At 49.8% G+C, this 21,019-nt stretch carries 18 protein-coding genes and 3 tRNA genes; 12 read left to right on the top strand and 9 right to left on the bottom strand.

The features are described from left to right. Positions 1 to 35: 35 nt before the first annotated feature. Both EX31_RS04180 and rhaB read right to left on the bottom strand, forming a co-directional pair. Positions 36 to 1,292, bottom strand: coding sequence for an L-rhamnose isomerase (locus EX31_RS04180; RefSeq protein ID WP_037033505.1), 1,257 nt, complete (start codon positions 1,290 to 1,292; stop codon positions 36 to 38). Next, on the bottom strand, positions 1,289 to 2,773 hold the full coding sequence (rhaB, locus tag EX31_RS04175) for a rhamnulokinase (RefSeq protein WP_037033504.1): 1,485 nt from the start codon (positions 2,771 to 2,773) through the stop codon (positions 1,289 to 1,291). Before rhaB ends, EX31_RS04180 begins: the two co-directional genes overlap by 4 nt. Positions 2,774 to 3,113: 340 nt before the next feature. Between rhaB and rhaS the strand changes: the two genes are divergently transcribed. Continuing rightward, positions 3,114 to 3,941 carry an HTH-type transcriptional activator RhaS gene (rhaS, locus tag EX31_RS04170; protein WP_013577120.1) on the top strand — a complete coding sequence of 276 codons (828 nt, stop codon included), beginning with the start codon at positions 3,114 to 3,116 and terminating at the stop codon, positions 3,939 to 3,941. An 83-nt stretch (positions 3,942 to 4,024) separates the two neighbouring features. Then, the gene (gene rhaR / locus EX31_RS04165; RefSeq protein WP_037033503.1) at positions 4,025 to 4,897 is read left to right on the top strand and encodes an HTH-type transcriptional activator RhaR; all 873 of its coding nucleotides are present in this window, start codon (positions 4,025 to 4,027) and stop codon (positions 4,895 to 4,897) included. Between the two features lie 28 nt (positions 4,898 to 4,925). Here the strand turns inward: rhaR and rhaT are convergent, their stop codons facing one another. Together rhaT and EX31_RS04155 are read right to left on the bottom strand one after the other, a co-directional pair. Then, positions 4,926 to 5,960, bottom strand: a complete 1,035-nt coding sequence (gene rhaT / locus EX31_RS04160) for an L-rhamnose/proton symporter RhaT (protein ID WP_013577118.1) — start codon at positions 5,958 to 5,960, stop codon at positions 4,926 to 4,928. Between the two features lie 600 nt (positions 5,961 to 6,560). Then, on the bottom strand, positions 6,561 to 7,655 hold the full coding sequence (locus EX31_RS04155; protein WP_037033502.1) for a GGDEF domain-containing protein: 1,095 nt from the start codon (positions 7,653 to 7,655) through the stop codon (positions 6,561 to 6,563). A 302-nt stretch (positions 7,656 to 7,957) separates the two neighbouring features. On the opposite strand from EX31_RS04155, the gene EX31_RS04150 reads away from it, so the two are divergent. Then, entirely contained in the window at positions 7,958 to 8,242 is a 285-nt protein-coding gene (locus tag EX31_RS04150; protein WP_037033580.1) for a DUF1435 domain-containing protein, read from the top strand. Between the two features lie 115 nt (positions 8,243 to 8,357). Here EX31_RS04150 and EX31_RS04145 read toward each other — a convergent pair. The 4 genes from EX31_RS04145 to EX31_RS04130 form a co-directional block, all read right to left on the bottom strand. Next, positions 8,358 to 8,444: transfer RNA gene (locus EX31_RS04145), tRNA-Leu, on the bottom strand. A gap of 46 nt (positions 8,445 to 8,490) precedes the next feature. Beyond that, positions 8,491 to 8,576, bottom strand: a tRNA-Leu gene (locus EX31_RS04140). Between the two features lie 36 nt (positions 8,577 to 8,612). Continuing rightward, positions 8,613 to 8,698 (bottom strand) — tRNA-Leu (locus tag EX31_RS04135). A 194-nt stretch (positions 8,699 to 8,892) separates the two neighbouring features. After that, positions 8,893 to 9,831 carry a LysR family transcriptional regulator gene (locus EX31_RS04130; RefSeq protein ID WP_037033501.1) on the bottom strand — a complete coding sequence of 313 codons (939 nt, stop codon included), beginning with the start codon at positions 9,829 to 9,831 and terminating at the stop codon, positions 8,893 to 8,895. A 125-nt stretch (positions 9,832 to 9,956) separates the two neighbouring features. Between EX31_RS04130 and EX31_RS04125 the strand changes: the two genes are divergently transcribed. Then, on the top strand, positions 9,957 to 10,949 hold the full coding sequence (locus tag EX31_RS04125) for an aldo/keto reductase (RefSeq protein WP_013577114.1): 993 nt from the start codon (positions 9,957 to 9,959) through the stop codon (positions 10,947 to 10,949). Positions 10,950 to 10,953: 4 nt separating this feature from the next. Here the strand turns inward: EX31_RS04125 and rsmC are convergent, their stop codons facing one another. After that, the gene (gene rsmC / locus EX31_RS04120) at positions 10,954 to 12,000 is read right to left on the bottom strand and encodes a 16S rRNA (guanine(1207)-N(2))-methyltransferase RsmC (RefSeq protein WP_037033500.1); all 1,047 of its coding nucleotides are present in this window, start codon (positions 11,998 to 12,000) and stop codon (positions 10,954 to 10,956) included. Positions 12,001 to 12,139: 139 nt separating this feature from the next. Between rsmC and EX31_RS04115 the strand changes: the two genes are divergently transcribed. From EX31_RS04115 to EX31_RS25130, 8 genes are all read left to right on the top strand, one after another. Further along, entirely contained in the window at positions 12,140 to 12,553 is a 414-nt protein-coding gene (locus EX31_RS04115) for a DNA polymerase III subunit psi (RefSeq protein WP_037033499.1), read from the top strand. Then, entirely contained in the window at positions 12,522 to 12,965 is a 444-nt protein-coding gene (gene rimI / locus EX31_RS04110) for a ribosomal protein S18-alanine N-acetyltransferase (protein WP_013577111.1), read from the top strand. The genes EX31_RS04115 and rimI overlap by 32 nt, the downstream gene beginning before the upstream one ends. Positions 12,966 to 13,196: 231 nt before the next feature. Beyond that, on the top strand, positions 13,197 to 13,520 hold the full coding sequence (locus EX31_RS04105; protein ID WP_013577110.1) for a helix-turn-helix domain-containing protein: 324 nt from the start codon (positions 13,197 to 13,199) through the stop codon (positions 13,518 to 13,520). A 2-nt stretch (positions 13,521 to 13,522) separates the two neighbouring features. Then, positions 13,523 to 14,782 (top strand): type II toxin-antitoxin system HipA family toxin, encoded by a 1,260-nt coding sequence (locus tag EX31_RS04100; protein ID WP_037033498.1) that lies wholly within the window; start codon positions 13,523 to 13,525, stop codon positions 14,780 to 14,782. A gap of 164 nt (positions 14,783 to 14,946) precedes the next feature. Continuing rightward, positions 14,947 to 16,536, top strand: a complete 1,590-nt coding sequence (gene prfC / locus EX31_RS04095; RefSeq protein WP_013577108.1) for a peptide chain release factor 3 — start codon at positions 14,947 to 14,949, stop codon at positions 16,534 to 16,536. Positions 16,537 to 16,948: 412 nt separating this feature from the next. Further along, on the top strand, positions 16,949 to 19,504 hold the full coding sequence (locus EX31_RS04090) for a PKD domain-containing protein (protein WP_037033496.1): 2,556 nt from the start codon (positions 16,949 to 16,951) through the stop codon (positions 19,502 to 19,504). Between the two features lie 423 nt (positions 19,505 to 19,927). Beyond that, positions 19,928 to 20,521, top strand: a complete 594-nt coding sequence (gene osmY / locus EX31_RS04080; RefSeq protein WP_037033492.1) for a molecular chaperone OsmY — start codon at positions 19,928 to 19,930, stop codon at positions 20,519 to 20,521. Between the two features lie 319 nt (positions 20,522 to 20,840). After that, positions 20,841 to 21,002, top strand: coding sequence for a DUF1328 domain-containing protein (locus EX31_RS25130; protein ID WP_013577105.1), 162 nt, complete (start codon positions 20,841 to 20,843; stop codon positions 21,000 to 21,002). Positions 21,003 to 21,019: the final 17 nt, after the last annotated feature.

Below are 21,019 nucleotides of genomic sequence, written 5' to 3'. Positions count from 1 at the left end.
TAAGGTGAATGCGTTTTTGTTGCGTTCGGCGGCAATTAACGTTTTGCCAGCACGCTGGTTTCGTAATGACGGACGGTATCCAGCCACTGACCGCCAACCGGTACGTCGTGACGCTGACAATACATGTCCCACACGGCCTGCCATGGCAGGGATTTTTGCTCTTCCAGCAGAGCCAGACGTGCGGTGTAATCGCCTTCAGCTTCCAGTTTTTTCAGTAAATCGGTCGGTTCGAGCAGGGCTTTCAGCAGGGCTTTTTTCATGTTGCGGGTGCCGATAACCCAGGCAGCGATGCGGTTGATCGAGGCATCGAAGAAATCCAGACCGATATGAACGCGGTTGAACAGGTCATGGCGCACGATTTCGCTGGCGATGGCCTGCGTTTCGTCGTCCAGCAGAACTACGTGGTCACTGTCCCAGCGTACCGGACGGCTGACGTGCAGCAGCAGGCGCGGCACATACAGCATCGCAGCAGAAATTTTGTCGGAGATCACTTCAGTCGGGTGGAAGTGGCCGGCATCGAGGCACAGCGCAGTGCCGCGGCTGGCAGCGTAACCGAGATAGAATTCGTTTGAGCCGACGGTGTAGCTTTCAGAACCGATGCCGAACAGTTTGCTTTCAACGGCATCGATGTGTTCGGTGATATCAAACTTCTCAGAAATCACTTCATCAAGTGCGCTCATCAGGCGCTGGCGCGGTGCCAGACGATCGACGGTGATGTCTTTCATGCCATCCGGCACCCAGATATTCATCACTGACGGCGTGCCCAGTGCGCGGCCAAATGAGGCGGAGATACGGCGGCTGGCCTGACAATGTTCAATCCAGAACTGGCGAATTTCCGGGTTTGCGTGTGACAGCGTGAAGCCGTCGGCGCTCAGCGGGTGTGAGAAACAAGACGGGTTGAAGTCCAGACCCAGCTTGTTTTTCTTCGCCCAGTCAACCCAGCCGGTGAAGTGCTTAGGTTCAATCTCATTACGGGCAACGGGCTTATCGGACTCCAGATAAATCGCATGCAGATTCAGCCGGTTAGGTCCAGGGATCATGGAGATCGCCAGTTCTAAGTCAGCACGAAGCTGCTGAGCGTTGCGCGCTTTGCCGGGATAATTACCGGTCGCCTGAATACCGCCGGTCAGGTTGCCCTCAGGGTTTTCGAAGCCAGCGACATCATCCCCCTGCCAGCAATGGATAGAAACGGGCAGGGTATCAAGTTGTTTGATTGCAGCTTCGGCATCAATACCCAACTGTGCAAAGCGTTCTTTGGCAAGTGTCCATGCTTGATCGATAGATGAAGTCATACTGCGAGTTCCTCATTGACGTGACAGAGCGCCTGAAAACGGCGCCAGTGAATAGCGAAATCCGCGTGAATACGTGGAATGTAGTGGTGTTGCTCAAAATTCGTGGCAACAATGCGACGAAATTCAGCGGTATCTTTGACGGCGTTTAACGCCATCAGCTGGCAGCCGATATTGCCAAGCGTTGAAGCTTCCACCGGGCCTGCGCTGACGCTGACCTGACAGACATCAGCACAAAGCTGATTCAGGAACTGGTTCTGACTGCCGCCGCCAACGATGTGGATATCTTCCAGCGGTGTCCCTTGTAAATCAGCAAGTTGCAAGGCGATTTTGCGATACAACATGGCAAGGCTGTCGAAAATACAACGCGCCAGTTCAGCTGGCGATTCTGGCACCGGATCACCCGCCTGACGACAGGCATCGCGAATGGCCTCCACCATAGAGGGGGGATTGATAAAACGATCTTCGTTCGGGTTAATCAGATAAGTGAACGGCGGGACGTTTTTAGCCAGCGTGATTAATGACGGTAAATCCTGGATGTTCAGTTCGCGGCAAACCCGCTGGAACAGCCATAAACCCATGATATTGCGCAACACCCGATAGCTGCCGTCGATACCGCCTTCGTTGGTGATATTGTCGTGGAGTGCCTGGGCATGGTTAAAAGCGTGCGGGCTTTCAATGCCCATCAGCGACCAGGTGCCGGAACTGAGATAGGCGCTGTGTGAACTGGTCAGCGGGGCGGCAACCACCGCGCTGGCGGTATCGTGCGTTGCGACGCTGAATACCGGTACGCTGCGTCCGCGAGGGCTTTTCCACAGTCCCGGGGAGTTACCCGGCTGTGTAGGTTTTTGCAACCAGCGGCGCGGCACACCTGCAAGTTTCAGCAAATCTTCATCCCAGTCACCGGTGGCGAGATTGAGCATCTGTGTGGTGCTGGCGTTGGTGTATTCCCAGTTCAGTTTTCCGGTGAGGCGGTAAAGGAAATAATCCGGGATCATCAGCATGTGGGCTGCTTTACTGACGATTTCAGGCTGTTGTTCGCTCAGCGCGCGCAACTGGTAAAGTGTGTTAAACGGCATGAACTGAATGCCGGTTTTCTGGTACAAATTCTCGCGGCCAAACTGCTGTTCCATCCGCGCCATCACGCCTTCCGTGCGGTTGTCACGATAAGCAACCGGCAAGCCGACCCGCTGCCCCTGTGCATCAAGCAGGACATAATCCACTCCCCAGGTATCAATCCCGATACCGTCAAGCTGAACGCCGGACGCGTCGAGGCGATTCAGCCCTTCAAGTATGTGTTTCTCCAGCGCATCAAGGTCCCAGTTATCGTGGCCATCAACGCGGATCAGATTATTAGGAAAACGGTGGATTTCTTTCAGTGTCAGCGTCGCTGCCGGATCGGGATCCTGACGGGTAAACGTCGCCAGCATCACCCGGCCGCTGGAAGCGCCGAGGTCAATAGCGGCAAGATGGTGTGTTCTCATAGCGGCCATTCCTTATTGAATATGTGGCCAGTGTAGGGGAGGTGCCTGAGGGACACCTTCCGGTGATTGCCACCGGTTTTGGCGGGATGGCAGCATTAAAAAGGTAGATGCGAGGCAGATCACATAACGGTTCAAAGCTGACTGAAACAGGGTTTTGCCGCGCCGGAGTAAACCGGAATACGCGATTGTGATCTTTGCCGCAGATCTGCATCACGACAGGCTGAATCTTTGAAATATGACCGTTTATGGCGCTTTTGCTGCCGTGGTTTGAAGGCAAAAACGCAGGGCGCAGGGTAGGGTTGGTTCCCGAAGCACAAGGATTTTGAACCGGAGGTGATACATGACGTTACTGAGAGGTGATGATTATTTTGCGGCACCTGAGCTGACTGTGACGGTTGAGCGGCGGCTTCCTCAAGATGTATTCCCGGAGCACTACCATGATTTCCACGAAATTATGCTGGTGGAAAGCGGATCGGGTGTGCATATCTTCAATGACAACCCTTATACACTGACGGCCGGTACGGTCTGTTTCGTGCGCGCCAGCGATCATCATTTGTTTGAAAATGTTGATAACCTGCGGCTGACCAATGTGCTGTTCCGCTCGCCGAAGGCGTTCCGGTTCATTCAGGACGTCGGCCACTTCCTTCCTCAGGAACATCACTATCAGTCACAGGTCCACTGGCAGCTCAGTCCGTGCGTGCTTCAGCAGGTACTGAACTGCATCACACAGCTTGCAGCGTTGCCTGACAGTGTTGAAATGGAACACATCGCGACCCGTGAAAGTCTGTTTTTACAACTGCTGATCCTGCTTTATCAGGACTGTTTCCAGTCACAATTGCGAGATACCTCGGAAAACAGGGTCAATCAACTTTTGCAATGGCTCCAGTCGCATTACAGTGAGGACGTCAACTGGACCGAGGCTGCAGAACGTTTTTCGCTGGCGCTGAGAACATTACATCGTCAGATGAAGCATTACACCGGCATGACGCCACAGCGGTATCTCAACCGCCTGAGGTTGCTGGAGGCGCGCCGTCGTTTACATCATAGCGATCAAAGTATTACCGACATCGCCTATGCCTGCGGCTTCAGTGACAGTAACCACTTCTCGACACAGTTTCGTCGGGAGTTTTCGGTGTCGCCAAAACTCATGCGTGATCAGTTGCGTTAAACGGCACCTCTCGCGGTTTCCGGTATTCTTACCTGAGAACTGCCTCGTTTATTTTGTCGTCAAACGGGTTTGAGATTGCATCTATGTCATTGAAATTGAATAAAAATGACTTCTTCCTGACCAAAATGAATTCGGTCGTGGTGGCTGAACGTCACCCGCAGGCCGACTTTCCGAGTCATGACCATGATTTTGATGAACTGGTCATTGTCTGGCGCGGTAATGGTCTGCATGTCTGGAACGACATCCCTTATCCCATCACCTGTGGTGACTTGTTTTATATTAATTCGCGGGACCGGCATAGCTATGAGTCAGTCAATGAACTGGCACTGGATAATGTGCTGTTTTGCCGTGAGCGTTTCGGGCTGGCAGCTGACTGGTCGCAATTATTACCGGGCGAAAATGTCAGCCAGGAACAACGTTACTGGCGTTTAAGTACGCTTGGCATGGCGGTTTTGCGCGATAAAGTGGATGAGCTTGCTAAAGAGTGTATGAAATCGGAGCCGCTTTCGATCCAGCTGAGTGAAGCCCTGTTGATGCAACTGGCACTGTTGTTACTGCGTTTTCGTCAGCGGCCGGACAGTGGCGCGTTACCGGATGCGCATCAGCTGGATCTATTGCTGATGGCTCTGCGGGCAAATATCTCCGCTCCCTTCCATCTTGAAACGTTTTGTCTGCAACATCAGCTCAATCCGCGTGCTTTACGTTCGCTGTTCAAGCAGTACACCGGCATGAGCGTGACCCATTATTTACGTCAGTTGAGGCTTTGCCGGGCGATGAGTTTGCTGCGCTACGGCAACATGACGATCAGTGACGTGGCCGCTGAATGCGGCTTTGATGACAGTAACTATTTTTCTGTGGTGTTCAGTCGTGCAAGTGGTGTTTCGCCGCGGGACTACCGGCAGCGTTTTACACAGCAGACCGGCAAAATCCTTTTATCCTCAATGACAGCAGAATAAGTTCTGCTGTCATTGAGAAACGTAATGCTTACAGTGCCATACCCAGACCGACAATATTCGCGGCCAGAATAATCACCAGCGCACCGATACAAAGAACGCGTACTGGTTTTTTGCCTACCCCGAGCCATTCTTTCAGCACCAGACCGACGATGCCTCCGCACAATACGTAGAAACTCATATGCAGCATCCAGCTCATGTAATCATATTCTGCAGGAATGCTGGCATGGCCCCAGGCGTAGAAGAAGAACTGCAGATACCACATCACGCCGCCAATAATGGAAAAGACCGCATTGGTGAGCAGCAGGGATTTCGCCACCGACATATCGGCGCGCAAAGAGATGGTTTTACGTGTTGCCAGACGGATAAAGCAGAAACCGAGGTTAACGACCGCACCGCCGCCCATAATCACCACATAACTTGGCAGGGCGACGTACAACGGATCAATCCCGAGTTCGCGTGCTGCTTCGTGCATTGGCACCGCAGCGCTCATGGCGAAAGACATCCCTGCGGAGAAAATCCCGCACATTACAGCCAGAATCAGCCCTTTTCGCAGATTGAACTCTTCAGCTTTAATGCCCAATGCTTTTTCTTTCAGGAAACCCGCATAGCTGACAATTGCCACACCGATGACCGCAACAAATACGCCGAGCAGGGTAAGCTGGCCACCTGTTGTGCCAAACAGCATGCCAATTTTGCCCTGCAAAACAGGCGTCATCAGCGTCCCGATAATCAGGGTAATGCCGATGGCGATGCCTATCCCCATCGACATACCGAGGTAGCGCATGGTCAGGCCGTAGTTGATGTTACCGATGCCCCACATGGCGCCAAACAGGAAAATGGGCAGCAGGGTCGCAAAACTGAATGAACCATAATAGGCCCAGAAATCAGGCAACAGCACGTAGCTGACCGCCCATGGCAAAATGATCCAGGAAAAGAAGCCGCCAAGCGACCACATGGTTTCCCATGACCAATGTTTAACTTGTTTGAATGGCGCATAGAAGCAAGCTGCGCTGGCTGCTCCTATCAGATGCCAGATAATCCCTAACACTATCGAACTGTTCATACACTGGACCTTTTATTATGTAGAGTGATGAGATAAACAAAAGCGCTGCTGTTAACTGATCCTTCAGAAACATGAGCAGCGGGTGGCGGTAGTGTAAGAAGTGTCCGGTAGTGGAGCCTTCCGGTCAGTGCCACAGAGAAATCAGCGCTGGCACTCGCCGGAAGATGAACATGAGTCAGTTCACAAATCCAGTAAGAGAATTAATAATTACATTAAATCAACAAACTAGAACATTTTTAGAGACTTTTTAGAGACAAAGGGATTGTGGTTGCAGAAGAGGTCGATAGCGGGTGGGAAATGGACTCAAGATGTCTTCTAGGATTATTTTTATCTGTGCTTATTTCGTGGTGAAGCGGACGTGTGCAGGCATATTTAAGTAGATTTAAAAAGTTGAAAAGTAACAGGGAGTAGTAACATTCATTATAGTAAACAAGTTTCTTTACTTTCAGCCAGAACCATTAATCTGGCTGAAAGTTGAATGATTATGCAGTGAAAATGAATGACGGCTTTCTTTATGACGAACCGGTAAAACGCTGAACATTGTTCGCAAAAATTAATAACAATAAGTGTGTTGTTATTAATACTATATATAAATCATCGTCAGGCTATTTTTTCTTCCACGGCTTGCTGTATCTCCTGGGGCTCTTCCCAGGCATAAAATATTTTATTACGGCCGCTGTTTTTTGCGTTATAGAGTGAGGCATCGGCTTTACCTAAAGCCTTAATAAAGTCACCGTCCTCCAGCGCAGCCAGCCCGGCACTTACCGTGACGTGGGTGGAGACCTCAACATTAAACAAATGCGGGATATTCAGCCCGAGGACTTTATTCTGGATACGCTCTGCCATGCGAACCGCGTGTTCCTGTTTAACGTTGGACATCAGTACCAGAAACTCTTCTCCACCATAACGGACAACCACATCCCGCGAGCGCACTGCATCGCGGATAGCGGCAGAGACCCGCACCAATGCCTGATCGCCCATCGTGTGACCATAGTTGTCGTTATAGGCTTTGAAATGGTCGATATCGAGCAGCATAACGTAGTGCCCTGAAGCCTGATTGAACAGCGTTTCCAGCTTATTCTGCAAACCCCGGCGGTTGTAAAGACCGGTCAGCGGATCGAGCATACTCAGGTCGCTGAATTTTTCCCGTTCGCTGTAGAGATTGGACACCATTCTGCGCGTAAATTCATCGCTGCGTTTGAGCATCAGATGATGCAGCCACAGGCCAATCAGCGGCAATGAGACGGTAAATAAGATGCGCTCGACATGTTGAAAATCGTCTAAGAAGATGACGCAAAGAGTAGAAGGTACTGCATGCAGGCAAAAAGCCAGAAAATTATCTGATAAAGCGATGGCACTGATAAAGAATATACTGAGCAAGCTGACTAAAAGATAATTTTTATCCAGATGGCCGATTTCTTCAAAGCGTAAGGTTATTTGCCAGGCCCATAACAGCCCGACGGCGACTGAACACATATTAAGATGGGCAGAGTAATTTTTCTTACTGAAAAAAGAAAATATCAGCCCTGAAAAACAAAGCACAAAAATCAGCACCAACGGAAATGGCGTAGAAACTGCATTCTCTGGCGGGTAAGCCATAGAAAATAATGCAGTTGCACTATTTAAAAAAAAGAATAGCAACATCGCCAGCCGATGTTTGCTTTTAAGCAGCTCATCATAGGAATGAGATATCATCAAATTTACTCTATTTAGCGTGTGTTGTTCTGAATAGATAAAGTGTCTTATCGCCCTATACCGCGTAATTATTCCATGCAGGAAGGCTAATAGTTCTAATATGTAATTATTAGAACGCAATAAATGTTGTTTTTATAGTGACTGTCTTAATTGAGGCTGTACTAATGTGGTTTAACTGCCACAAAACTAACACTTTTGCGGTCAGGTGTCACCCAAACGAAGGGGGGGACTGTAAATAGGTGGTAAATGAGAAAAAATCCTATATGATATTGGTTCTCATTACCATCATTTGGAGCAAGGTTATGATACCAGCAATGGCCATTGCATATGGCATCTGGGCGGTTGTGTGGATGTTTGGCAAACGTCTTACCAGCGGTTGGGGCGTATTGTTGCCTTGCGCACTGATGCCGCTGCTTGCCCTGACGCATATGTCGCTCGATCAGTTACGTGTGCTGATAGTCGTTGCAATGCTGATCTCGCTGGGCATGCTGTTCCACCGTACGTTGCGACACTATATGTTGCTGCCATCATTTATGGCGCTGGCAGGAAGTCTGGCTGCGGTAACGTTGAATTTTAGTTTGTTGTAATAAAAGGATTTTTTTAAGATGAAAAACAGGAAACACAGTAAAGCTGCGGGTCTTTTCTATTTTTTGAAACTGAAAGAAGTATTGCAGGAAGGAAAAACTGGGGAACAGAATCACGTGGTGCGAAGAGAGGGACTTGAACCCTCACGTCCGTAAGGACACTAACACCTGAAGCTAGCGCGTCTACCAATTCCGCCACCTTCGCACAGATGATTTCTGCTTACTGCTGGATTCGATTTATATCACCGGAGTGGTGCGAAGGGAGGGACTCGAACCCTCACATCCAAAGGACACTAACACCTGAAGCTAGCGCGTCTACCAATTCCGCCACCATCGCGTACCGTGCCGTGCAATATAAATCTTGTGATTGTATTGGTGCGAAGGGAGGGACTCGAACCCTCACATCCAAAGGACACTAACACCTGAAGCTAGCGCGTCTACCAATTCCGCCACCATCGCGTTCCAATTGATTACTGTGTTGATGCATTCATCGGAATGTCATCAGCAAGTAACACAACCACGGGGGCGAATTCTAGAGATTTTCCCACAGGCGTCAATAGTTATTTCCCCCATTTCGGACGTTTGATGTAAAAAACAGCATATTCGTGGTGAATGGTTCAATGTCTCAGAACGTCGTCAGGTTAATCGATGGTTTAATCAACGATTTTTCCCATACTGAGGTTCTTACACACCGGGTCATCAGGGCTGGAAAACAGCGCGATCAGCCAGTCCAGCAGCACGCGGATCCTCGGTGCCAGGAAGCGGCCGGGCGGATACATAATGTACAGCGGCATTGGCGGCGGAAGATGCTGATGCAGTACTTCCACCAGTTCGCCCTGTGCCAGTTCCTGCGTCATCGCCAGTTCCGAGGCCTGAATCAGCCCAAAACCCGCTTTTGCGGCGGCGACGTACGCGTCGGCGCCGCTGACGGTCAGTGTGCTGGCGAGTTGTCGCTTTTCGATCTTTCCGTCAGTCACGAATTCCAGATGTGAATCTGCCCGCTGATGGGCAAAAAAATAGCCCACGGCGTGATGTGCGGTGAGATCTTCCGGTGTCAGCGGCGTACCAAATTTGGCTAAATATTCCGGCGATGCGCAGGTGATTTGTTTCAGGTCTGTCAGATGGCGCGACTGCAGATTGTCATCTTCCGAAGGCCATGCACGCACCACGCAATCCACCCCCTGATCGAGCAGATTGATGGCGTTGTCATTGGCGCTGACACTCAGGGTTATCTGCGGATAGCGCTGGTAAAACGTCGGCAGCGCGGGGATCACCATCACGCGCGCCAGAGAATGCGGCATGTCGATGCGGACAATGCCAGCGGGCTGGTTTTTATGATGCGCAAACAGGGCGTCAGATTCTTCCAGCGCTGAGATCAATTGCAGGCAGCGTTGATAATAGATTTTGCCTTCATCGGTGATTTTGACCTGCCGTGTCGTGCGCAGAAACAAGCGGACACCCAGTCGCTGTTCCAGACGTTTCAGGGTCGTACTGACCGTGGCGCGTGGCACATTAAGATCTTCCGCAGCCCGGCTGAAACTCTCCAGTTCGGCAATGCGGATGAAGATTTTCATCGCCTGAATTTGATCCATACTGTTCTCAATGATTGTTTGCGATTTATGAACAGTGTTGCACGTTTTCGCTGATTTATCTTTCCTGAAAGAACAACCAAACTTTATCCCGTTACTTCTCCTCTCTGTGTCATAAGGAAAATCCGATGAAACAACGTCAGCTGGGTAAAAAGGGTCCGATGGTGTCAGCGCTGGGGCTGGGTTGCATGGGCATGAGCGACTTCTATACCACCGGTCTGGATGATAAAGAATCGATGGCAACGCTGGAGCGTGCGCTGGAACTGGGCGTCACGATGCTGGATACCGCCGACATGTATGGCCCGCATACCAATGAAGAACTGCTGGGGCGTTTCCTGAAAGGGCGTCGCAATCAGGTTTTTTTAGCCACCAAATTCGGTATTGTGCGTGATCCGTCCCATCCGCAGGTGCGGGGTACAAACGGCCATCCGGACTATGTCCGCAAATCGGTAGAAGGCAGCCTGAAGCGTCTGGGGACCGACGTTATCGACCTCTATTATCAGCACCGTCCGGATCCGACGGTGCCGGTCGAAGAAACCATCGGCGCGCTCTCCGATCTGGTGCGGGAAGGCAAGATCCGTTATATCGGGCTGAGCGAAGTGCCTGTGAGTATTCTGGAACGGGCGCATAAAGTGCATCCGGTCACCGCGCTGCAAACCGAATATTCGCTCTGGTCACGTGATGTGGAAGCCGATATTTTACCGGCGTGTGAGCGTCTGGGGATTGGTTTTGTGCCTTACAGCCCGCTGGGTCGGGGTTTTCTGACCGGACAAATCCGTTCAGTGGACGATCTGGATTTGGATGATTACCGCCGCGACAGCCCGCGTTTTCAGGGGGACAACTTCGCGAAAAATCTGCAACTGGCGGAGAAAATCAGTGAACTGGCGCAGGAGAAAGGGGTGAAACCCTCGCAGCTGGCGCTGGCGTGGGTATTATCGCAAAGCGATAACATAGTGCCGATCCCTGGCACCAAACATCGTCATTATCTTGAGGAAAACATCGCCGCGCTTGATGTCTCCCTGAGTGAAGCCGAAATCGCGGCGATCGAAGCAGTGTTTCCTTTCCGCGTGGCAGCGGGTGATCGCTACAACGCGGAACTGATGCGTTTCCTCAACGTCTGACTGATTAACGTTTTTTCTTTTTCAGATCGCGCGGCGGACGTCCACGTACGGCCCGGTACACTTTGAAGCGGCCGTTTTGTGCCAGCACTTCGTGGCTGCCAAAGGCGTCATCAAGCAGGGCGGCATAAGGCAGGAAGGCGTTCGCCACAATGCGCAGTTCGCCGCCGATGTTCAGATGGCTTACCGCACCACGGATCAATTGCTCCGCCGCTGTCAGACTGGTTTGCAGACCTTCATGGAATGGCGGGTTGGAGATGATCATATCGAAACGCCCGGCAATGTCGGAATAGACATTGCTGGCAATGACTTCGCCCGGCAGATCGTTTGCCGCCAGTGTGGCGCGGCTGGCTTCGATAGCGGCCGCACTCACATCACTTAGCGTGATTTTCATCTTCGGCGAGTACATGGCCAGTACCGAGGCCAGTACCCCGGCACCACAGGCAACATCCAGCACTTTACCTTTAACCGGCTCTTCGAAACTGTTGATCAGCAACAGGCTTCCGCTGTCCAGACCTTCACGGCTGAATACACCCGGCAGGGTTTTTATGGTCACTTCTTCGACCATGTACTGATCCCACCAGCCGTCAGCATCAAACTCAGGCTGCTTTTCCAGACGGCCATGGTACAAACCGCAACGACGTGCACTGTCGACTTTACTCAGTTCGCACAGGCCTTCCAGCGTGGTTTCCGCGCTGCGAACGCCACTGCGGTTTTCACCGATGACAAACACATCAATGCCGACCGGTAAGTGTGACAGTAAGTTGAACAGCTGGAATTTCGCTTCCAGTTTGCTCTTTGGCCAGTAATAGACGAGCACATCACACGGCGTGATGAATTCAGCATCAGCAACTAAGCCAAACTGAACGTTATCTCCCAGCGCTTTGCTGAGCATCTGCCAGTGGTGATACATATTGGTGTGGACGCGAACTTCTTCGGCGTCAATTTCAGCTGGCAGGCTGTCTTGTAAGTCACCGGCGAACAGGACGCGGCGGCCTTCAAATTCTTCGCTATGGCGCAGTATGACTTCACTGGCCGGAGTTAATGCAGACATCAGGGTGAGGCTCCTCAGGAATGAACGCGGGATTATATACTCTTCGTCTCTGATTGAGTAATCGAGCTTTATTGGCGCATGTTCGATGTGTTTGCTAGCATAGCCGGGCTTTTCGCACTTCAACCGGCAGGGATCAGGCATGGCATCCAGACGAGATACATTATTACAACAGCTGGGCATTACCCAGTGGACGCTGCGCCGGCCTGCTGTATTACAAGGCGAAGTGGCAGTCAGTCTGCCTGCGGGAACTAAATTGCTGATTGTCGCCGCCGTTCCGCCAGCAGAAGATGATCCGCTGGTCAGCGATGTTTTGCGCAGCCTGACGCTAAAAGAATCAGAAGTTTACCGCCTGACGCCTGAACAGGTCACTATGTTACCTGAAGATACCCGCTGCAATATCTGGCGACTGGGAGTAAGCGAACCACTGACTCTCACTGGCCCGCAGCTCTCCAGTCCGGCCCTGGCCGAACTCTATCAAGACGCCGGCGCCAAACGCGCGCTCTGGCAGCAGATCTGTGAAAATGAACAACATTTCTATCCTGACGCCCGCTGATCTTCCCCGTGCATTCGCCATCGAACAAGCCAGTCATGCCTTTCCGTGGACTGAAAATACGCTTGCCAGCAATCAGGGCGAACGCTATCTGAATCTCAAAATCATGCAGGGCGAAGTGATGGCTGGTTTTGCGATCACTCAAATCGTTCTCGACGAAGCCACACTGTTTAATATCGCTATCGATCCGGCTTTTCAGCGTCAGGGCTTAGGCCGTACGTTGCTGGAAGAAGTGATACAACAACTTGAACAGAAAGATGTTTTTACATTATGGCTTGAAGTTCGTGCCTCCAACGCCAAAGCGATCGCGCTCTATGAAAGCCTCGGTTTTAATGAACTTTCCATTCGCCGTAATTACTATCCCGCCGCACAAGGCCGCGAAGATGCCATCATGATGGCGCTGCCGCTGGGGTGATACTGTAACAACATCTCATTTACTGTAATTTATACTATTTACAGCCAATTAGTTGTATTCCGCCAAAATTACAATTAAAAAGGTGTGATTCATTATATTTACAGTTAAAGAGTTGTAATCAGAATTATTTACAGCAAATTAAATGTAAATTATAATTATTACAATTAATGTGTTGTTAAATAACCCTAAAAACAGCTATTTTGTTGTAAGTAGTCTGTCAGGAGATAGCTAATGAGAACTCTCAATGAATTGCCGACCTTATTAAAACAAAGACGCAGGCAGTTAGGGCTGAGCCAACAAGATATGCGTATGAGAACGGGTATGACTCAGCAGCAATATCAGAAAATTGAAGCGGGTGCGGATCCCCGTCTTTCAACGTTACTGAGGATTCTGGAAGGCATGGAGCTGGAACTCATGCTGGTGCCGCGTCAGCGTGTACAAGAGATTAAAGAGCTGCTTGATTCGACAATTAGTAACGGTAACCGCCCATCTGAGCCGGAGCCAGAGAGTCTTAACAATGATTGGGATGACATCTTAAGTGATTTAAAGGAGTAAACATGGAGAAGCTGGTGGAGTCAGTCGAGGCTTTAGCACTGTATCTTGATGAGCAGTGTGTAGGGGTTTTAGCACATTATGCGGGCAGCCGAAATATCCTATCTTTTGCCCCGGAGTATCTTGAACTACCCATCAGTCAGCGTCCCGTTTTTACATTGACGCAAAAAGTGCGGGCAGAATATCTCAATAAGCCGCTTATCAGTTTTCACAAGCTTCCCCCGGTTCTTTCAAATTTGTTGTCAGAAGGCGCATTGCGAGAATGGATGGCGTTGACGCTGAAAGTCCATCATGACGATGAGTTCCCATTACTGGCCTATGCCGGTAACAACCTGCCCGGTGGGATAACCGCCGTGCCACTTAAGGGGGGCGAAATACCTGGCTGGGCGCTGACATCTCGTGGCGACAAACTGGAAGCCGTTCAAATTGATGTTTCGCATAGCACCGACAAATTTTCTCTGGCAGGTGTTCAGATGAAGTTCTCTGCATTACGACAAGATGGCCGTTTCAACGTGAGTACGGCTGTCGGGGGAGACAGTTGGATTATCAAAACTCCGTCAACGGCACATCGTGCAGTGCCTGAGAATGAATTTAGTGCGATGAAATTAGCGCAGGTAATCGGTGTCAATATCCCTGAGATTAAGCTTGTCGAGCTCCGAAATTTGGTCAATTTACCTGATATCCCTTTACCTGATGAGCCTTATGCTTACGCGATTCGTCGCTTTGACCGCACGGACGAAGGGCGCGTGCATACTGAGGATTTTGCACAGATTTTTCAGGTTTATGCGCGGAATAAATATAAGGGCTATAGCTACGACGATATTGGTCGTGCTCTTTATAGAGTCGGTGCAGGAGGAATCATCGATATTCAGCAGATGGCGCGCCGGATGTTGGCGAACATTTTAGTGGCGAATGGGGATGCCCATCTAAAAAACTGGACGGTGATCTACCCCAATCGAGTGGACGCTGTCCTTTCACCTGCCTATGACATTGTTTCTACCAAACCCTACGTTAAGAGGGAAGATGGTGTGGCTTTGAATATGGCAAAAGAAAAACGATGGAGTGTGATTAATATGCAGACCTTCAAGCGCTGGGCTGAAAGAATTGGTGTACCATGGTCTGCCGTTGAAGTGCATCTTGATGAAGCCATTGAAATTGCGCGTAAATGCTGGCCAGATTTGCTTACGGAGTTACCGATGCTTGAAGAACATAAAATAGTTCTGCAAGAACACTGGGCCGCACTTTCAACCGACTTCCGTTTCTAAAGCGCTCTCTTAGTCACACCACACAAAAAAACCATTGATTGCCCATCCCGTCTAAATCAGTGAAAATAGCCGGCTATAACTTTTATTACCGCTTTGCCTGACGTCACCTTCTGACGTGATGTGAATCCTATGCAGGGCGGACCAACCGCAGAAACGTGAAAAACATGTCTCCAAGTGAATACGCCCTTGAAGTGGCTAAGCGCCGCACATTTGCCATCATCTCTCACCCCGATGCCGGTAAAACGACCATTACCGAAAAGGTTCTGTTATTCGGACAGGCCATTCAAACAGCCGGCACTGTAAAAGGCCGTGGCTCCAGCCATCACGCCAAATCCGACTGGATGGAAATGGAAAAACAACGTGGTATTTCCATCACCACGTCCGTGATGCAGTTCCCGTACAAACAGTGTCTGGTTAACCTGCTCGATACCCCGGGGCACGAAGACTTCTCCGAAGATACCTACCGTACCCTGACTGCCGTTGACTGCTGTCTGATGGTTATCGACGCCGCAAAAGGTGTCGAGGATCGTACCCGTAAGCTGATGGAAGTGACCCGTCTGCGCGATACGCCGATCCTGACTTTTATGAACAAACTCGACCGCGATATCCGCGATCCGATGGAAGTAATGGACGAAGTGGAGCGCGAGCTGAAGATCGCTTGTTCTCCGATTACCTGGCCGATCGGCTGCGGTAAATTGTTCAAAGGGGTTTACCACCTTTATAAAGACGAAGTGTATCTGTATCAGACCGGTAAAGGTCACACCATCCAGGAAGTTCGCGTGGTCAAAGGCCTGAACAATCCGGAGCTGGATGTTGCCGTCGGCGAAGATCTGGCTGCGCAACTTCGTGACGAACTGGAACTGGTGCAGGGTGCATCACATGAATTCGATCACGAAGCTTTCCTGCAAGGTGAGCTGACGCCGGTATTCTTCGGTACCGCGCTCGGTAACTTTGGTGTCGACCATATGCTTGATGGTCTGGTGGACTGGGCTCCTGCGCCGATGCCACGTAAAACTGACCTGCGCGAAGTGAAAGCTGATGATGAGAAATTCACAGGTTTCGTGTTTAAAATTCAGGCCAACATGGACCCGAAACACCGTGACCGCGTGGCGTTTATGCGTGTGGTATCCGGCAAATATGAAAAAGGCATGAAGCTGCGTCAGGTGCGTACGGGTAAAGACGTCGTGATTTCCGATGCCCTGACCTTTATGGCTGGTGACCGTTCACACGTTGAAGAAGCCTATCCGGGCGACATCATCGGTCTGCACAACCACGGCACAATTCAGATTGGCGACACCTTTACTCAGGGTGAGAACATGAAGTTCACTGGCATTCCTAACTTTGCCCCTGAACTGTTCCGCCGTATCCGCCTGCGTGACCCGCTGAAACAGAAACAGTTGCTGAAAGGGCTGGTACAGCTTTCAGAAGAAGGCGCGGTACAGGTCTTCCGCCCAATCGCCAACAACGATTTGATTGTCGGAGCGGTCGGCGTGCTGCAGTTTGAAGTGGTCGTGGCGCGTCTGAAAAGCGAATACAACGTGGAAGCGATTTACGAATCGGTGAATGTCTCGACCGCCCGCTGGGTGGAGTGTAGCGACGTGAAGAAATTCGAAGAATTTAAACGCAAGAACGAAACCAACCTCGCACTGGATGGCGGCGATAACTTAGCATATATCGCACCCACTATGGTGAACCTGAATCTGGCTTCAGAACGTTATCCTGAAGTGAAATTCCGTAAAACACGCGAACATTAATTCATTCCTGTTTCTGAAAAGGCGACTTTGATGTCGCCTTTTTTATTGTTTCTTAATTTTGTATTAATAAAACATATATTAATTTATTTTGTTAAGGCAAAGTATTTATTATATATTTGTATGCCTTTTGATGAAAAATATACCTGACTTATTAAATAATCTTAATTTTAATTATTAGTGCGATTAGTTATGTTTAGATGAGTCCATTCCTTAATAGATATGCCATTATGTGTGGTGAATAAATTACCTCATATTTATTTAATATGTTTTGGGGGTAATTAATATTTTTTGTTTATGAAATAGTAACAAAAGTCTTAATTTCACAGGAATTACAATAGGTTTTCTCGCGAAACATATATGTATTCTATGAATATCCCGCCATGGCAATGATATATATATAAGGAATGTAGTTATGAGAATGAATAAAATCACACAGATGCTCTGTGTTGCCGGTTTGACGATGGCTTCAGCCAGCGCTTTTGCCCTTGAAGCCTGGAACGGACAGGAAGGGGGTGACACCTTTGAAGTCATCTTTGACGGCAGTGTTTACTCAAATACCTGGTGGGTCGGTGCGACAAACTGCCCGGGCACAGCGGAACAAGATCAAGGTGCCAACCCTTGGCGTAAGGTGCGCGACGCATCTGCGACTGAAATGAGCCAATATGGCAACCCGACCGTTTGTGAGATTGCCGGTGACGGCACGCAGAATAATTATGTCGATTATGACAGCAGCCGTGATTATTTAGCCGGTGATATTGTTCTGGCAAATGGCATGACATACAAAACGTCTAAACCAACGCCTGCTCACAGTTTCGCACCAGCAGAAAATAACCCGTGGGTAGTGTATGCACCGACGCCGGTCTGGAGCAGCAGTGCAACCTATAATCAGGGTGATAAAGTTCAGAAAGACGGAGTTATGTATGAAGCTCTGTTTTACACCATTAATAATGATCCGTCGCTGACGGCTAATCAGAACCCGGACGGAAATAATGGCCATCCGTGGAAACCTTTAGGTCCGGTTCAAACCTACTCTCAGGATCAAATTGATAACGCGCCAACGTTGAATATCGATACCTTATATCCTGCTAATTCATTAGTGAAATATAACGGCAAAAACTATCAGTCTTCTGTAATAGTTCAGAAAGTTAAACCTGACGATGTTTCACCGTGGGCTGTATATATGGACTGGAGCGGCACGAAAGAGCGCGTGGGTACGCCGAAAAATCCGTGGCCTGCTCAGTTCTATGCGCCTTATGTCGATTTCACCTTAAATATGCAGCCTGACCTTGTCGGTCTGGCGAAAAACCAGAACGTTAACCACTTCACCATGGCCTTTATGGTCGCTAAAGATGCTAACACCTGTGTACCGACGTGGGGCACCGCTTACAGCGTTACCAACTACGCGCAATACAGCAAAATCAAAGCATTGCGTGAAGCAGGTGGCGATATCATGGTGTCGATCGGCGGCGCGAACAATGCGCCTCTGGCCGCAGCCTGTAATAACGTGAATGATCTGCAACAGCATTATTATGACATTGTCGAAAACCTGAACCTGCAGGTGCTTGACTTCGATATCGAAGGAAACTGGCTGGCTGATAAAGAATCTATTCAGCGCCGCAATGCCGCCGTCAAATTAGTACAGGATCGCTGGGCTGCCGAAGGCCGTCACATCGGTGTCTGGTATACCCTGCCTGTTCTGCCAACCGGTTTAACCCATGAAGGGATGGAAGTGTTGCAGGATGCCAAAGATCAGGGCGTCGTGCTGACCGGGATTAACGTGATGGCGATGGATTACGGCAACGTGCAATGTCAGTCAGCCAACACTGAAGGTCAGAATATTCACGGTAAATGTGCCACTTCTGCCATCGATAATCTGTTCACTCAGGTGAAAGGTTTATACCCTGAGAAGAGCGCCGCACAGGTTTACGCCATGCTGGGGACAACGCCGATGATTGGCTATAACGATGTGCAGGGAGAAGTGTTCTATCTTTCCGATGCGCGTCTGGTTTATCAGCAGGCAAAAGATTATGGCCTGGGTATGATCGGTGCGTGGTCTGTGGCGCGTGATCAGCCGGGTGTTTCAGGGCAAGTTTCTGCGGAACACAGTGGTATGACGCCGGAACAGGCTCCGATGTACGCTTACAGCGAAATCTTTGCGCCAATCACCAGCGGTTCACCGGCACCGGTAGAAACCAATACGCCGCCGGTCGCTAATGCCGGTATTGCTCAGCAGGTTAATGGAACCGCTGTTATCACGCTTGACGGTTCAGCCAGCACCGATAAAGAAGGCGACGCCCTGACGTATCAGTGGAAGCAAGTTTCCGGGCCAGCAGTGACGCTGCAAAACAGCAACGCTGCAAAAGCGACATTCAGCGTGGCGCAGCCGGTGACCAATGCGGTGTATACCTTCTCGCTGACCGTGAGTGACGGCGAAGGCAGCACCACAGCGCAAACCAGCGTGAATGTGATTGATGCGTCTAAGCCTGTTGCACCGTCCGTTACCCTTGAATCCACGTATACCGTGACTTCAGGTGAATCGCTGACGCTGACAGCAAAAGTGACAGATCCGGATACGCAGGCTGCTGATTTACATTATCAGTGGACTAATCCGGCTGGATTGCCAGTCGCACCGGCTCAGGGGGCAGCATCCAACACTGAAGTGATCAATGCACCACAAGTGACAGTTGATACGCGCTTTACTGTTGACGTGACCGTGACCGATAACACCCGTTTAACCGATACTGCAACGACCACGATTCTGGTAAAAGCCAAAACAGCGGCAGCGGATTATGAGTATGTTTATCCGCAAAGTAGTGAGAAATACGTCGCGGGAACCCGGGTATTAGGCAGTGATGGTGGCATCTATCAATGTAAGCCTTTCCCATACTCCGGTTGGTGTAGTCAGGCGGCCTGGGCGTATGCTCCTGCGACCGGCACTAACTGGCAGGATGCGTGGGATAAACAGTAATTTCACCACCGAAGACTGATTTCTAACGCAATAATTTTCCAATGGCTCCTGTAAAGGGAGCCATTTTTTTATCTGATATCCTTCCGGATCTTAGGCTTTGTTATCAATATGCCGATATTTTGCGCAAATTTTGGCGTAAACCTTCGGACTTGTCTGCATTAGAGGCCATATTCGACGATCTCCCTACTAATCTGAACATTCTTGACTATATTAAATGTGTGTTCAGGACAGGGTGGCTTAAAGCACTGCTTTAAAGTCACTCAATAGAGAGTTATGTCGGATGGTGATTAAAAGCCAGAATAAAACGATGTACTCTGCTACAACGGAAGTAAAAACAGCAGCAATACAATTTGTTATAAGGCGTCACCAAGAATGTGGCGTGCAGAGTCGCAACAAGGCTCATAAACCAAAAGGAAGAAATCGATGAAAAATTCTAAATTTGCCTATTCAATGATGGCCGTAGTTCTGGGTACCGCACTGATGAGCGGTAGCGCTCTGGCAGCAACGACGACTACAGATAGCGCAGGTGCAAAAATCGATAGTTCCATGAAGAAAGTTGATAACTACATGGGCGACAGCGCTATCACAGCAAAAGTGAAAAGTGCTCTGGTAGATGATAAAGCCATTAAAAGTAGCGATATTTCCGTCACGACGAATTCCGGTGTTGTTACGCTGAGTGGTTTTGTCAGTTCGCAGGCTGAAGCCGAGCAGGCTGTTGCTGCGGCAACCAAAGTTGAAGGTGTTAAATCCGTCAGCGACAAACTGCATACCAAAGACAGCAAAGATCAAAGCGTTAAGGCCTATGCCGGTGACAGCGCGACCACGGCTTCTGTAAAAGCCAAATTGCTGGCGGATGACATTGTCCCGTCACGTAACGTGAAAGTCGAAACGACCGACGGCGTGGTACAGCTCTCAGGCGCAGTGAAAGATCAGGCACAGTCTGACCGTGCTGAAAGCGTTGCGAAAACCGTTGATGGCGTGAAAAGCGTCAAAAATGACCTGAAAGTCGCACCATAACGATCACGTGCTCTGTCTGTAGTACGAAGCGCCTTCCCACGGGCAGGGCGCTTCATTTTTTGAATAACACATAATTACATTTACGTTGCCCGCTGAAGATTTGTGTTGGACGAGATTTGCCTGCTGTCAGAAAAATATTGTGTCGGAAACGCTAAGACTTTCATTTTTCGACTACCTTTATTAGGTAAGCATTTTTTTGTTACCGGCATGCTGTCGGTTGATAAAGCGTCATAAGGCAAATGTTTCACAATGAGTCCGGCCCGAAGCGGGGCACAACCTTTTAAAATGGCAAAGTGAAAATAGGGTAAAGGAGAAGCTTATGTTTCGTTGGGGCATTATTTTTCTAATCATCGCGTTGATCGCGGCGGCTCTCGGTTTCGGTGGTTTGGCGGGTACAGCGGCCTGGGCTGCAAAAATCGTCTTCGTAGTCGGTATCATTCTGTTTCTTGTCAGCCTGTTTACCGGTCGTAAACGACTCTGACCGCATCATTCCAGTGA

The sequence above is a fragment of the Rahnella sp. WP5 genome (assembly GCF_000745615.1).
GTDB classification, from domain to species: Bacteria; Pseudomonadota; Gammaproteobacteria; order Enterobacterales; family Enterobacteriaceae; genus Rahnella; species Rahnella aceris.
This window is presented reverse-complemented; position numbering and strand designations above follow the sequence as displayed.